At 71.6% G+C, this 14,619-nt stretch carries 11 protein-coding genes; 3 read left to right on the plus strand and 8 right to left on the minus strand.

The window, feature by feature from the left end:
* Window positions 1–18: 18 nt before the first annotated feature.
* On the minus strand, window positions 19–915 hold the full coding sequence (locus IF22_RS0126760; RefSeq protein ID WP_030336695.1) for an alpha/beta hydrolase family protein: 897 nt from the start codon (window positions 913–915) through the stop codon (window positions 19–21).
* 157 nt (window positions 916–1,072) lie between these two features.
* Here IF22_RS0126760 and IF22_RS35530 point away from each other — a divergent pair, with 157 nt between their 5' ends.
* Complete coding sequence (locus IF22_RS35530) at window positions 1,073–1,246, plus strand: hypothetical protein (protein ID WP_167337346.1); 174 nt, start codon at window positions 1,073–1,075, stop codon at window positions 1,244–1,246.
* Window positions 1,247–1,367: 121 nt separating this feature from the next.
* Here the strand turns inward: IF22_RS35530 and IF22_RS0126770 are convergent, their stop codons facing one another.
* Both IF22_RS0126770 and pta read right to left on the minus strand, forming a co-directional pair.
* Window positions 1,368–2,483: an acetate/propionate family kinase gene (locus tag IF22_RS0126770; protein ID WP_030336697.1), complete on the minus strand. Its 1,116-nt coding sequence runs from the start codon at window positions 2,481–2,483 to the stop codon at window positions 1,368–1,370.
* Window positions 2,480–4,558: a phosphate acetyltransferase gene (gene pta, locus IF22_RS0126775; protein WP_156057909.1), complete on the minus strand. Its 2,079-nt coding sequence runs from the start codon at window positions 4,556–4,558 to the stop codon at window positions 2,480–2,482. Before pta ends, IF22_RS0126770 begins: the two co-directional genes overlap by 4 nt.
* 205 nt (window positions 4,559–4,763) lie before the next feature.
* On the opposite strand from pta, the gene IF22_RS0126785 reads away from it, so the two are divergent.
* Both IF22_RS0126785 and IF22_RS0126790 read left to right on the plus strand, forming a co-directional pair.
* Window positions 4,764–5,423 carry a hypothetical protein gene (locus tag IF22_RS0126785; RefSeq protein ID WP_156057912.1) on the plus strand — a complete coding sequence of 220 codons (660 nt, stop codon included), beginning with the start codon at window positions 4,764–4,766 and terminating at the stop codon, window positions 5,421–5,423.
* On the plus strand, window positions 5,416–7,578 hold the full coding sequence (locus IF22_RS0126790) for a bifunctional polysaccharide deacetylase/glycosyltransferase family 2 protein (RefSeq protein WP_030336702.1): 2,163 nt from the start codon (window positions 5,416–5,418) through the stop codon (window positions 7,576–7,578). Before IF22_RS0126785 ends, IF22_RS0126790 begins: the two co-directional genes overlap by 8 nt.
* A gap of 73 nt (window positions 7,579–7,651) precedes the next feature.
* Here the strand turns inward: IF22_RS0126790 and IF22_RS0126795 are convergent, their stop codons facing one another.
* From IF22_RS0126795 to IF22_RS0126815, 5 genes are all read right to left on the minus strand, one after another.
* Entirely contained in the window at window positions 7,652–7,831 is a 180-nt protein-coding gene (locus tag IF22_RS0126795) for a DUF6104 family protein (protein WP_030336704.1), read from the minus strand.
* Between the two features lie 114 nt (window positions 7,832–7,945).
* Window positions 7,946–11,734, minus strand: coding sequence for a multifunctional oxoglutarate decarboxylase/oxoglutarate dehydrogenase thiamine pyrophosphate-binding subunit/dihydrolipoyllysine-residue succinyltransferase subunit (locus IF22_RS0126800; RefSeq protein WP_030336706.1), 3,789 nt, complete (start codon window positions 11,732–11,734; stop codon window positions 7,946–7,948).
* 291 nt (window positions 11,735–12,025) lie between these two features.
* On the minus strand, window positions 12,026–12,838 hold the full coding sequence (locus IF22_RS0126805; protein ID WP_030336708.1) for an ABC transporter permease: 813 nt from the start codon (window positions 12,836–12,838) through the stop codon (window positions 12,026–12,028).
* Complete coding sequence (locus tag IF22_RS0126810; protein ID WP_030336710.1) at window positions 12,835–13,770, minus strand: ABC transporter ATP-binding protein; 936 nt, start codon at window positions 13,768–13,770, stop codon at window positions 12,835–12,837. Before IF22_RS0126810 ends, IF22_RS0126805 begins: the two co-directional genes overlap by 4 nt.
* 141 nt (window positions 13,771–13,911) lie before the next feature.
* The gene (locus tag IF22_RS0126815) at window positions 13,912–14,559 is read right to left on the minus strand and encodes a hypothetical protein (protein ID WP_030336712.1); all 648 of its coding nucleotides are present in this window, start codon (window positions 14,557–14,559) and stop codon (window positions 13,912–13,914) included.
* Between the last annotated feature and the right edge of the window lie 60 nt (window positions 14,560–14,619).

Here is a 14,619-nt window from a genome sequence, read left to right on the forward strand (position 1 = left end):
TACCGACAGCGGCAGGGGTCAGTGGGCCGGGCGGGACTCGTAACGGGCCAGGTTGGGGGAGTGGGCGTCGGTGCGGAGGCGGGCGGCGGCAACCTGATCGCCGTAGAGGGTCCAGCGCAGGAAGTCGGTGGTGGTGGCGAGGACCGGGGCGAAGCCCGGGTGGCCCGGCGTGAGGTACGCCCCGTGGTCCTGGTCGAGCAGGCTGAGGAACGCGGCCGGCCCGGGGGTGCGCGCGTACGCGGCCCGGCCGACAGTCACCGGCACCACCGGGTCAGCCGTGCCGTGCACGAAGAGCACCGGCGCGGCTGGCCCGGCGAAGCTGCCCGGCAACCCGCCGCCGGCGATCACGATCCCGGCGCGTAAGCGGGTCTGGTGGCCCTCGCTGAACATGCCGGAGGTGGTGAAGCCGCCCGCCGAGTGCCCGGCGGCGGCGATCGAGGTCAGGTCGAGGTGCCCGGCGAGGGGATCGGCGCGGTTGCGGTCGAGCCGCCCGAGGTGCCGGATCAGCCGCCAGGCGTCGGCCGGCTGGTGGCGTACGTCGGCCCGGGTGAAGTGCGCGGCACCCTGCCGGGTGTGCGGGTACGCGGGTGCGGCCACCACGAAACCGGCCGCCGCCCAGCGGGTGGTCAGGCCGGCGTGCAACTCGGGCCGGCTGCCCAGGCCGTGGCTGTAGATCACCACCGGGAACCGTCCGGCCGCCACCTGACCGGTCGACGTCGGGTACCAGATCGTCACCGGCAGCGGGCGCGCCGAACGCGGATCGAGGGTGAGCGTACGCACGCCGACGGCGTACGACCCCTCGGGCGCTCGACGCGCCGGCACCGGGTCGGTGGCCCCGCCGGCCACTGCCGTGGCCGGCGCGCAGCCGGCCAGCAACGCTGTCACCAGTACGGCCAGCAGCCGGCCCGCCCCCATCGTTTCACGGTAGGTGCCCGGGAGGGCGTAACAGCCCCGCCGTCCGGTTCGGCTGCACCGGCCACCCGGTCGGGTCACCTCCACCGGCCGGGTCCACCCCCGCGACGGCGCGGGCCGGGGACGGTGCCGCGTGACCAGCTTCGCTAGGGTCACCGACATGCCTGAGAACTACACAGACCCCAGCGGCAACACCGAGGCGTTCCGTGCCTTCAGCCAGACGCCGGAGGCCGCGGCACCGGCGGAGGCCCCGTCCCGCCTGCCGCTCATCATCGGCGCGGCGGTGGTCGTCGTGGTGCTGGTGGCCCTCGTCGCCTGGCTGGCGACCGGCTGAGTTCGTCGCCTGGCCGGCGACCGGCTGAGCTGGTCGCCTGGCTGGCGGCCCGGTGATCCGTGGCCTGGTCGGGCGGGCGGCTGAGCTGGTGGCCCGGTCGCGCGGGCGACTGACCGAGCCGTCAGGCCGCCTCGATCAGGTCCCGGGTCTGTCGTGCGATCTCCCGCTCCTCGTCGGTGCGGATGACGCAGACGCTCACCTCGGCGCCGTCCGGTGAGATCACCCGGTCGCCGTCACCGTCGTTGCGGGCGTCGTCCACGCTGATGCCGAGCCGACCCAGGCCGGCCAGCGCGGCGGCCCGCACCGGCGCGGCGTGCTCGCCGACCCCGGCGGTGAAGGTGATCGCGTCGACCCGGCCGAGCAGCGCGTAGTACGCCCCGACGTAGCCGGTGATGCGCCGGCAGTACACCTCGAAGGCCAGCGTCGCCGCCTGGTCACCGGCAGCCCGACGCTCGAGGACCTCGCGCATGTCGTTGACGCCGGTCAGCCCGAGCAGGCCGCTGCGGTGGTTGAGCAGGTCGTCGATGTCGTCCACCGACAGCCCACCCTCCCGACGCAGGTGGAAGATCACGGTGGGGTCGATGTCGCCGCTGCGGGTGCCCATCACCAGCCCTTCGAGGGGGGACATGCCCATCGAGGTGGCGACGCTGCGACCGTTCTCGACCGCGCACGCGCTGGCCCCGTTGCCCAGGTGCAGGGTGATCGTGTTGACCTGCTCGTACGGCCGGCCCAGCAGTTCGGCGGTGCGGCGGGACACGTACGCGTGTGAGGTGCCGTGGAAGCCGTACCGGCGGATGCCGTACCGCTCGGCGGTGTCCCGGTCGATCGCGTATGTCGCGACGGCCTCGGGCAGGGTGTGGTGGAACGCGGTGTCGAAGACGGCGACCTGCGGCACGTCCGGCAGTGCCGAGCGGGCCACCTCGATGCCCGCCAGGTTGACCGGGTTGTGCAGTGGGGCGAGCGGGATCAGCTCGCGGATCGCGGCCAGCACCGCGTCGTCGACGAGCACCGGCGCGCTGAACTTCCGGCCGCCGTGCACCACCCGGTGCCCGACCGCCGCCAACCCGGTCAGGTCCAGCCCGTCCAGGATCTGCTGGACCGCCTCGGTGTGGTCAGTCGGGCCGCCACCGGGCTCACCGATGCGTTCGACGGTGCCGTGGTCCAGCGCCCGCTCACCGTCGTAGCGGCGCCACTTCACCGACGACGACCCGCAGTTGAGCACCAGCACCTGACTCACGACGCCTCCTCGGTGGCCGCCTGGATGGCGGTGATCGCCACCGTGTTGACGATGTCCGTCACCAACGCGCCCCGGGACAGGTCGTTCACCGGTCGGCGTAGGCCCTGCATGACCGGGCCGACGGCGACCGCCCCGGCGGAGCGTTGCACCGCCTTGTACGTGTTGTTGCCGGTGTTCAGGTCCGGGAAGATGAAGACCGTGGCGTGGCCGGCGACCGGGCTGCCCGGCAGCTTCGTCGCCGCCACCGCCGGGTCGATCGCCGCGTCGTACTGGATGGGCCCCTCGACCAGCAGGTCGGGCCGGCGTTCCCGGACCAGCGCGGTGGCCGCGGCGACCTTCTCCACGTCCGCGCCGGCACCGGAGCTGCCGGTGGAGTACGACAGCATCGCCACCCGGGGTTCGATGCCGAACCGGGCTGCGGTGTCGGCCGACGAGATCGCGATGTCGGCGAGCTGGGCGGCGTCGGGGTCGCGGTTGACGGCGCAGTCGCCGTAGACCAGCACCCGGTCGGCGAGCAGCATGAAGAAGACGCTGGAGGCCACCGAGACGTCCGGCAGCGTACGGATGATCTCGAACGCGGGCCGGATGGTCGCGGCGGTGGTGTGCGTCGCGCCGGAGACCATGCCGTCGGCTCGGCCGGTCGCCACCATCAGGGTGCCGAAGTAGTTGGGCTGCGCCACGATGTCGTGCGCCAACTCGGCGGTGACGCCCCGGTGGGCGCGCAGCCGGGCGTACTCGGCGGCGAAGTCGTCGCGCCACCCGCTGGTGACCGGGTCGACCAGGTGCGCGTCGCCCAGGTCGATGCCCAGCTCGCGGGTGCGCCGGGCGATGTCGTCCGGCCTGCCGAGCAGCGTCAGCTCGGCCACTCCGCGGCGTAGCAGGATCTCCGCCGCGCGCAGGATCCGCTCGTCGGTGCCCTCCGGCAGCACCAGGTGGCGGGGCTTCGAGCGGGCCCGGTCGATCAGCTCGTTCTCGAACATCAGCGGGGTGACCCGCGCCGACCGGCTGACCCGCAGCCGGCGGGCCAGGTCGTCGGTGTCCACGCAGCGTTCGAACGCGCCGAGCGCGGCCTCCACCTTGCGGGGATTGGCCGCGCTGGGCCGGCCCTCGATGCGGCTGGACGCGGCCACCGTGTCGTAGCTGTCGCTGCGCACGGAGAGCACCGCCAGCCCGGTGTTGAGCCCCTCCACCAGCCGCATGACCCGGGGGTCGGGCTGCTCGCCGAGGGTGAGCACCAGCCCGGCCACCGACACCTGCCCGGCCACGTGCGCGGCGCTCGCGGCGACGAGCAGGTCGGCCCGGTCCCCGGGGGTGATCACCAGGGCGCCCTCGGTGAGGTGGCCCAGCAGGGTCGGCACATGCGCCGCGCCGACCACGAAATCCAGCACGTCGCGACCGAGCGCGGCGTCGTCCCCGGCCAGCAGGGTGGCGCCGAGCGCCGCCGCCACCTCGGCCACCGTCGGCGCCGACACGCTCGGCACCTCCGGGATGGCGTACGCGGGCACCGGCAGGTCGGGCAGCGTCATCGGCTCGGACACCCGGTTGGCGATCACCGCGAGCACTGTCGCGCCCAGATCGGCCAGGTCGTGGTACGCCCCCCGCATCGCCGCCGCCACGGCCGCCGGCTCCTGCCCGAAGCCGTCCACCACCGGCACCACCACGCTGCCGAACTCGGTGGCCAGCCGGGCGTTGAAGGCCAGCTCGCGGGGGCGGGCCGGATCACCCGGGTCGTCGAAGTCGCTGCCCACCACGACCACCGCCGGGCACTGCCGTTCCACCGCCCGGTAGCGCTCGACGATCGCGGAGATCAGCTGTTCCCGTCGGCCGTCCGCGACCAGCGCGGCGGCCTCGGCGTAGCTCGCCCCGGCCAGCTCGGCCAGCGGCATCTCGACCCGGTACCGCTCGCTGAGCAGGGCGAGGATCGGATCCTGCCCGGTGTCGGCGACCAGCGGCCGGAACACGCCGATCCGCCCGACCTGGCGGGACAGCAACTCGGCCAGCCCGAGGGCGATCGTCGACTTGCCCCCGCCCGAACCGACGCTGGTCAGATACACGCTGCGAGCCACAGCCCCCACCCTAGAAGATCGCGAGACTCCCCACCCGGGCCCTACGGCCCCTGAGCCGCCGCCGTCACCGGCCGCAGGCCGGATACGAACCCTCCCTGACGACGAGAAGGCGGCGGTCGCGGCGACCCCCTCGTGGCCCCGACGGTGCGGTCGGCGTCTCAATCAGTGAGCCGTCAGCAAAGCTGAGAAAAACTCACGCCTAGACTCGCGTCCCATGACCACCCGGGGCTTGAGCAGCGACGATACGTCGACTGGGAGGTCGACGCCCGCCGGGTCCGGCAACCCTCGGTCCCGACCGGCGGCGCCGGTCGACGAGCCCACCATGGTGGCCAACCGCACCGACGGCCCCACCGAGCTGATCGCCGCCGCGCCCGAACCGCCCCCGGTCTTCGTCGACCCCAGCGGCCGACGCCGCTCCCGCCTGCGCTGGCTCGCATACGTCGTCGGTCTGCTGGGCCTGACCTACACCGGGCTGGTGGCCGTCAGCTTCGCCGGCGGCATGGTGGAGCCGCACACGGTGCTCCCGTTCGTGGACGAGGCCGAGCAGCCTGAACGGACCCAGTCGCCACAGGCCGAGGCGATTACCGCCATCCCCGAGCCGTCGACAGCCGTCCCCCGTACGCCGGCGGCCAGGGTGGCACCCACCGTCGCCCCGCCGGCTCCCCGCTCGCCTGCCCCCACGCGGTCACGGAGCGCCGCCAGCCCGGCGAGCGGTGACCCCACCAGCGTGCCGCCCTCGCCCAGCTCGGGGCGGCCCACCTCGGTGGCCCCGACACCCGCCGTCTCACCCTCGACCGAGGACCCGGCGCTCCCACCCGAGGAACCGGCCGAACCCGGCGGACTCCCCACCGACCTCCTCCCCGCGGATGGCTGAGCCGGCGATCACGGCCCGCCGTCGTCGGGCCGTACCTCCACCGCGCTGGGTCCTGCTCGGCATGCTGCTGGCGGTTCTGGCCGGCGTACTTCTGGTCAACGCGTACACCAACGCCTCCTTCACCCCGGACCACCAGCACAGCAACCAGGGGCAACGCGAGGTCCCCACCTCAGTGGTGAACGGGGGGCCGATCATCAGCGCCAACAGCGAGCAGGTCCGCTCCTACCGCTTGCCGGACCGGACCATCGCGCTCACCTTCGACGACGGCCCCGACCCCGTCTGGACCCCCGAGGTTCTGCGCGTCCTCGACGCCCACCAGGTCACTGGCACGTTCTTCGTGCTGGGTTCGCAGGTCGCCCGGCACCCCGACATGGCCCGGAACCTGGTCGCGGGTGGCCACGAGCTCGGCGTGCACACGTTCACCCACCCCGACCTCACCGAGCTGTCCGGATGGCGGCAAGAGCTGGAGTACGCCCAGACCCAGCTCGCCCTCGCCGCCGTCACCGGCGTGCGCACCTCGCTGGTCCGGTTTCCGTACTCCTCGCATGCCGACGCGATCGACAACCAGGACTGGCCGGTGCTGATCGCCGCCGGTGACCTGGGCTACCTGACGGTGCTCAACGACACCGACAGCCAGGACTGGGCGCTGCCCGGCGTAGACAAGATCGTCGAGAACGCCACCCCGGACGGCGACTCGGGTGCGATCACCCTCTGGCACGACGCCGGCGGTGACCGCGCGCAGACCGTCGCCGCCCTCGACCGCTTCATCCCGATGATGAAGCAACGGGGATACCGCTTCGTCACCGCGACGGACGGACTGAACCTCGCCTTCGCCGCCGCCGGGGTCGACTACCGGGCGGAATCCGGTGCGGCGGCCACCGCTGGGGACCGTTGGCGCGGCCAGATGCTGGTCTGGGCGGTACGGGGCGCCGACCAGGTGCTGACCGTGTTCGGGATCCTCTTCGTGCTCGTCGGGGTGCTCACCGTCGGGCGTACCGCCGTGCTGTTCCTGCTCGCCGGGCGACACGCCCGTCGCCGTCGGGCCACGGACTGGACGTGGGGGCCGCCGGTCACCGCGCCGGTGTCGGTGATCGTCCCGGCGTACAACGAGAAGGAGGGGATCGCCGCGGCGGTCCGTTCACTCGCTGGCGGCGACCATCCCGGCGGAATCGAGGTGGTTGTCGTCGACGACGGCTCCACCGACGGGACCGCGGACATCGTCGACGCGCTCCGCCTGCCCAACGTCCGGGTGGTCCGTAAACCCAACGGTGGCAAGCCCAGCGCATTGAACACCGGCGTGGCGTTCGCCCGGCACGACCTGATCGTCATGGTCGACGGTGACACTGTCTTCGAACCCGACGCCGTCCGCCGGCTCGTGCAGCCCTTCGCCGACCCGCAGGTGGGCGCGGTGGCCGGCAACGTGAAGGTCGGCAACCGGCGCAGCCTGATCGCCAAGTGGCAGCACATCGAGTACGTCATCGGGTTCAACCTGGACCGGCGCCTCTACGAGACGCTGCGCTGCATGCCGACGGTGCCCGGGGCGATCGGCGGTTTCCGGCGACAGGCGCTGCGGTACGCCGGGGGGATGACCGATGACACCCTGGCCGAGGACACGGACGTCACCATCGCGCTCGGTCGGGCCGGCTGGAAGGTCGTCTACGAGGAGACGGCCCGCGCCTGGACCGAGGCGCCGACGAGCATCGGCCAGCTCTGGAAACAGCGCTACCGGTGGAGCTACGGCACCATGCAGGCGATGTGGAAGCATCGCCGCTCCGTATTCGACCGGGGTGCGTCGGGCCGGTTCACCCGGCGTTGCCTGTTCTTCCTCAGCCTCTTCGGCGTGCTGTTGCCGCTGCTCGCGCCGGTGATCGACCTACTGGCCCTGTACGGCCTCTTCTTCCTCGACCGGACCGCCACGGCGGTGGCCTGGCTGGTCATGCTCGGCGTGCAACTGGTCACCGCGGTGGTGGCGTTCCGGCTGGACCGGGAGAAGTTGGGGGTGCTGTGGGTGTTGCCGCTCCAACAGTTCGTCTACCGGCAGTTGATGTATCTGGTGATGGTTCAGGCCGTGGTCACCGCGTTGACCGGCGGCCGGCTGGGCTGGCAGAAACTGCGACGCACGGGCCTGGAACCGGTCACGTCGCGGACCGGCTGACCGGCCGGCACCGGCCAGCTGCCAGCCGCCCGTCAGCTGCCCAATCGGGCGGTGGTTCCCGGCACCGGGTGGGTCAGTCCTCGTCGGGGTCGTCGAGCCGGGCCAGCCAGGTGGCGAAGCGCTCGATCGGTGTCTCGAACTCGGGGTTGAGGTCGACGAAGTCGCGCAGCCGCTCGCCGAGCCACTCCAGGGTCACCTGCTCGTCGCCCCGGCGCTCGACCAGCTCCTCGATGCCACGGTCGGTGAAGTACATGGGTAGGTCCTCTTACTCGGCCCGGCGCAGGCCGGGCGGGTGGTTGGGTCGACCGACGGAGCCGGGGCAGGACCGTGGAAACGGCCCTGCCCCGGCTGTCGCGGTGCGGTCAGGTCACGGGCGCGGAAGTGCCGCCTCGATCAGCGCGTTCTGCTCGACCTCGTGGGTCTTGGCCGAGCCGACCGCCGGGGCGGCCGCGGCCGGGCGGGAGATCCGCCGCAGCCGAACGTCGGTGAGGTGCTCCAGCAGGTTGAGCGCGACGAACGACCAGGCGCCCTGGTTGGCCGGCTCCTCCTGCACCCAGGCGAAGTCCTCCGCGTTCGGGAACTGCGCCAGGGCGGCCCGGATCTCCTCCACCGGCAGCGGGTACAGCTGCTCGAGCCGGAGGATCGCGGTGTCGGTGACGCCGCGCTCCTGCCGGGCCTGGAACAGGTCGTAGTAGACCTTGCCGGAGCAGAGCAGCACCCGCTTCACCGCCTCCGGCGCCGGGGCGGCGGTGTCGCGCAGCACCGGCTGGAAGGTGCCGGTGGTGAAGTCCTCCACCGACGAGACGCAGAGCTTGTGCCGCAGCAGCGACTTCGGCGTGAACACCACCAACGGCTTGCGCTTGGGCGACAGGGCCTGGCGGCGCAGCAGGTGGAAGTAGTTCGCCGGGGTGGTCGGGATGGACACCCGCATGTTGTCCTCGGCGCACATCTGCAGGAACCGCTCCGGCCGGCCGGAGGTGTGGTCCGGGCCCTGACCCTCGTGGCCGTGCGGCAGCAGCAGGGTGATGGCGGAGCGCTGGCCCCACTTCACCTCACCGGACGAGATGAACTCGTCGATCACCGACTGGGCGCCGTTGACGAAGTCGCCGAACTGGGCCTCCCAGGCGACGAGGGCGTTGATGTTCTCCACCGAGTAGCCGTACTCGAAGCCCATCGCCGCGTACTCGCTGAGCAGCGAGTCGTGCACGAAGAACCGGGAACGGTCGCCGTCGCCGGTGAGCGACTTCAACGGCAGGTAGTCGTCGCCGGTGCGGGAGTCGACCACCGAGGCGTGCCGCTGGACGAACGTGCCGCGACGCGAGTCCTGCCCGGCGAGCCGGACGGTGACCCCGTCGTGCAGCAGCGCCCCGAGCGCGATGATCTCGCCGAAGCCCCAGTCGATGTTGCCCTCGACGGACATCTTGGCCCGCCGGTCCAGCAGTTGCTGGATCCGCTTGTGCGGGGTGAAGCCCTCCGGCAGGTTGATGTGCGCCTCGCCGATGGCCTTGACCACCGACGCGTCGGTGGCGGTGTCGACCTGCGGCTCCGGCTCCTCCTCACGGCGCGGCCGGTTGAGCTGGCGCGGTGCCGAGGCGGCGTCCCGGGTGGCCTTGAAGACCTTCTCCAGCTGCGCCTGGTAGTCGCGCAGCAGCTCCTCCGCGTCCTCCACGGTGATGTCGCCGCGACCGATCAGCTCCTCGGTGTAGAGCTTGCGGACCGAGCGCTTCGAGTCAATGATCTTGTACATCTGGGGGTTGGACATCGACGGGTCGTCGCCCTCGTTGTGCCCGCGCCGGCGGTAGCAGACCATGTCGATCACGACGTCCTTGTTGAACGTCTGCCGGTACTCGAACGCCAGCCGGGCCACCCGGACCACGGCCTCCGGGTCGTCGCCGTTGACGTGGAAGATCGGCGCCTGGATCATCCGGGCCACGTCGGTGCTGTAGAGGCTGGACCGGCTGTACTCCGGGGCGGTGGTGAAGCCGACCTGGTTGTTGACCACCACGTGCACGGTGCCGCCGGTGCGGTAGCCGCGCAGCTGCGACAGGTTGAGCGTCTCGGCCACCACGCCCTGCCCGGCGAAGGCGGCGTCACCGTGCACCGCCAGCGGCAGCACGGTGTAGCCCTCCAGCTTGAGGTCTATCCGGTCCTGCTTGGCCCGGACGATGCCCTCCAGCACCGGGTCGACGGCCTCCAGGTGCGACGGGTTGGCCACCACCGACACCTTGACCGCGTGCTCGCCGTCGGGGGTGGTGAACTTGCCGTTCTGACCCAGGTGGTACTTCACGTCGCCGGAGCCCTGCGTCGAGCGCGGGTCCAGGTGGCCCTCGAACTCGGAGAAGATCTTCTCGTACGGCTTGCCGACGATGTTGGCCAGCACGTTGAGCCGACCCCGGTGGGCCATGCCGATGACGACCTCGTCCAGCCCGCTCTCGGCGGACGACTCCAGCACCTCACCGAGCAGCGGGATCAGCGACTCGCCGCCCTCCAGTGAGAAGCGCTTCTGGCCGACGTACTTCGTCTGCAGGAAGGTCTCGAACGCCTCGGCGGCGTTGAGCCGGTTGAGCACGTGCTTCTGCTCGTCGGCGGACGGCTTCTCGTACTTGCGCTCGATCCGTTCCTGGACCCAGCGGCGCTCCTCCGGGTCCTGGATGTGCATGTACTCGATGCCGACCCGGCGGCAGTACGAGTCGCGCAGCACGCCGAGGATCTCGCGCAGCTTCATCCGCTGCCGGCCGGCGAAGCCGTTGACCGGGAACTCGCGGTCCAGGTCCCACAGGGTGAGCCCGTGCTGGAGGACGTCCAGGTCGGGGTGCTTGCGGATCTTGAATTCCAGCGGGTCGGTGTCGGCCATCAGGTGACCGCGCACCCGGTACGCGTGGATCAGCTCGTGCACCCGGGCGGTCTTGTTGATCTGCCCCTCGGAGTTGACCGCCACGTCGCGCATCCACCGCACCGGCTCGTACGGGATGCGCAGCGAGGTGAAGATCTCGTCGTAGAAGTCGTGCTCGCCCAGGATCAGCTCGTGCATCACCTTGAGGAACTCGCCGGACTGCGCGCCCTGGATGATCCGGTGGTCGTACGTGCTGGTCAGCGTGATGATCTTGCTGACCGCCAGCTCGGCCAGGGTGGCCTCGGACATCCCCTGGTAGGGGGCCGGGTACTCCATCGCGCCGACACCGATGATCGCGCTCTGCCCCTGCATGAGCCGCGGCATCGAGTGCACGGTGCCGATGCCGCCCGGGTTGGTCAGCGAGATCGTGGTGCCGGAGTAGTCCTCCATGGTCAGCTCGTTGCGCCGGGCCCGGCGGACCACGTCCTCGTACGCCTGCCAGAACTGCCGGAAGTCCATCTGCTCGCAGCCCTTGATGGAGGGGACCACCAGGTTGCGGCTGCCGTCCGGCTTGGCCAGGTCGATCGCGATGCCGAGGTTGACGTGTGCCGGGCGGACCACCGCCGGCTTGCCGCTGGCCTCGGCGAAGGAGTTGTTCATCTCCGGGTGCTGGACCAGCGCGCGCACCATCGCGTAGCCGACCAGGTGGGTGAAGCTGACCTTGCCACCCCGCCCTCGGGCGAGGTGGTTGTTGATCACGATGCGGTTGTCCACGAGCAGCTTGGCCGGGACCGCGCGCACGCTGGTCGCGGTGGGCACGCTCAGCGAGGCGTCCATGTTCTGGACGATCTTCGCGGCGACGCCCCGCAACGGGGTGGTCTGCGGGCCCTCGGCGCTCGGCTCGGTGGCCTTGGCGGCCGGCTTGGCCGGGGCCGCCTTCTCCGGCGCTGCCTTCGCCGGGGCGGCCTTGGGCGTGGCCGGAGCGGCGGACTTGGTCGGCGCCGGCTGGGCGGCGGCCGGCTTGCTCGGGGCGGCCGGCTTGCTCGCGGTCGCCGGCTTGGCCGGGGCGCTCGGCTGGGCGACGCTGACGGCGGCCTCGGGCTGGCCGTCCGGCTCGGGGGCGGCGGCCGGCTTGTCCGACGATTCGGCACCGCCCGGGGTGCCCGCCCCTGGTGCCGGCCGGTAGTCGGCGAAGAAGTCGTGCCAGGCCGAATCGACGCTCGATGGGTCGGCGAGGTAACGCTGGTACATCTCCTCGACGATCCACTCATTCGGGCCGAAACCCGCCAGTGGGTTCTCCTGCGAAGTCTGCTGGGTCGACACGGCCGGTAATCGCCTCTTTCACGCGGGTTTGTGTGGCACGCGGTGTGTCCTGTCGCGCCCGATTAGGAGCACGGACTGGACGGCTCCCAGGCTACGCCGTACCGATCCCGCAGGCATTTCCGCCTCGGTCCCGTGGCCGGTTTCACAGAAGATGCCAGAAGTTCGGCAACCGCTGCGCGTCCGGTGGAGAGCTGGTAGCGCGTCAGTTCCACGATGTCCCGGGCCCGCCGATGGCGGTGACGACCCCGGAGCGGCCAGCTTGTCACGGCCACCCCGGGGTCGGGTGCGCTGTCAGGCGATGTCGCGCCGCCGGGTGAGCAGGACGCCGACAACCCCACTGACCAGCGCATAGCCGATCAGCACCAGGGCGCCGACCCACCAGGACGGGGTGAACTCAGAGGTGCCCTCCGTGATCATGACCTGGGATGCCACCGCCGGCCAGATCACCTGCCACTTGAGCACCGCCTCGCTGTCGAGCAGGTTCGACAGGAGCAGGAACAGCAGACCCACCACCTGGGTGCCGATCAGATAGAGCACCGCCGCCGTGATCACCGCTCCGAGCTGGTTGGTGATCAGCGTGCCGATGCCCACCCCGAGGATCGTCCAGATCGCGTAGGCGAGCAGGTTGAACAGCAGTGCCCGCTGCACGGGCCACTCACCGAGCTGGGTGCCGTAGTCGTTCGCGGACAGGAAGATCGCGCCCGCGGCCAGGTCGATCAGCGTGGTCGCCAGCCAGAACATGAAGCCGAGCAGGCTCGCGGCGACGAGCTTGCTGACGATGACCGACGTTCGCCGCGGGGTCGTCAGGAACGTGGTGGTCGCGGTCTGGTGGAAGAACTCGTTGGTGACCATCAGGATGCCGATGAGCATCACGAACATCAGCCCGAGGTACTGGCCCGAGGTGTAGAGGTTCGCCGCCTGCGCCGGCGCGGTCGCCTGCTCGGCGCTGACGCCGATCTCGTCGGCGTCGCCGCCGAGCGCCGTGACGGCCAGCCACGCGTTGACCGCGAACGCCAGCGCGATCGAGAGGAACGCGCCGAGAGCCAACCACCACCAGGTGCTGGTGGTGCGGATCTTGAGTAGCTCGGATCGGACCAGGTTCATCGGATGCCCGCCTTTCCGGCCGTCAGCTCCAGGAAGACCCGTTCCAGATCGGGCCGTTCGGTGGTCAGTTCGTGCAGCTCCACCCCGGCGGTGAGGGCGGCGCGACCGATCGTCGGGGCGTCCACCCCGGCGACCAGCAGCACGCCGTGCTCGTCGACGTCCACTGTCGCCGACTGCGCCTTCAGGGCGGCGGTCAGCGCCTCGGCCTGCGGGGTGCGGACCCGGACCCGGGCACCCTGGGCCATCGACCCGAGCACCTGGTCGACCGGGCCCTGCCGGACCAGCTGCCCGGCCGCGATGATCACCACGTCGTCGGCGAGCAGCTGCATCTCCGACAGCAGGTGACTGGAGACCAGCACCGTACGGCCCTCGTGGGCGAGGTTCTTGAGGAATCCGCGCATCCACCGGATGCCCTCCGGGTCGAGCCCGTTGGCCGGTTCGTCGAGGATCAGCACCCGAGGGTCACCGAGCATCGCGGCGGCGATACCGAGCCGCTGCTTCATGCCCAGCGAGTAACCCTTGAACTTGCGCTTCGCCGCCGGGCTCAGCCCGACCAGGGCCAGCGCCTCGTCGGCCCGCTGCTTGGGCAGCCCGGCCGCCGCGCAGATGACCCGCAGGTGGTTGATGCCGGTACGGCCCTTGTGCGCGCTGGACGCCTCCAGCACCGCGCCGACGTGCCGCAGCGGGTCGGTGAGGTCGGCGTACCGCTGACCGCTGATGGTGGTCGTGCCGGCGGTCGGCGTGACCAGGTTCAGCAGCATGCGCAGCGTGGTGGTCTTGCCGGCGCCGTTCGGGCCGAGGAAGCCGGTCACCCGTCCCGGTGCCACGGTGAAGGACAGGTTGTTCACCGCCCGGACGTTCTTGTACTGCTTTGTCAGACCGGACACCACGATCTGACCGTCGCTGGTGGGGCTTCGCTGCCCGTCAGTCATCGTTCTCCTCCCGTGTGTGGCGTCGAGGTACGCCGTGGCACAGCGTGACGGCCCAATGCAACAAGGTCAATCAGGCGCGGTCCGTATGTCCTGATCCGTCGCAGGGCGGAGGCGACTCCTCCCTGCGGACTACGGTCGGGTTCAGCGGGCGATCCAGGTTGCCCGCGCCGCGCCGAGCAGCGCGCCGTCCGGCCCGTACAGGCTGGTGTGCACGAGCGCCTTGCGGCCGTCGACGCGCAGCAACGCCCCGGTCACCACGCACTCGTCGTCCGGCCGCGGCAGCGCCGCGACCACTGCGGCGATGCGGCCCAGCAGGTACGGGCGGCCCGGCGCGAGCACCGCCCAACCGCCGGGGCAGTCCAACGCCGCCCAGACCGTGGCCGCACTGACCTGCGCGGGCGCGCGGAACGGCGCGGCGGTCCGCCCGTCCGGCAGCCGGCCGGGGAAGATCCGCAGCCCGTCGACCCGTTGCGGTCCGCACACGTAGCAGCTGGGGAACGGATGCTCGACCAGGCCGGGGTAGCGGGTCGCGGCGGCCACCGCCGTCTCCAGGTCGACCGGGGGTACGACGGCATCGACCACCCCGGCCGCGCGCACCTCGGCCACGAGTTCACCGGTCGGGCCCCGGACCTCGCCGCCGATCAGGGTCAGCTCGGTCTCCAGCGGTGGTGGCCGGCGCAGCGTCACCTCGACCGGCCCGCTGCCGCCCGCCGCGGCGGCGAAGGTCCCCGCGCTCCAGCCGCCGTTGCCGGAACCGGCCGGCCCGTTGTATCGGGACTCGATGCGCATCGTCGACCTCCGATGGTGCGTGTCGGCGCCGTCGCCAGTCTGCCCCGGGCAGCCTCGCAC

This window comes from Micromonospora parva, from assembly GCF_000718515.1.
In the GTDB taxonomy this organism is placed as follows: Bacteria; Actinomycetota; Actinomycetes; order Mycobacteriales; family Micromonosporaceae; genus Micromonospora; species Micromonospora parva.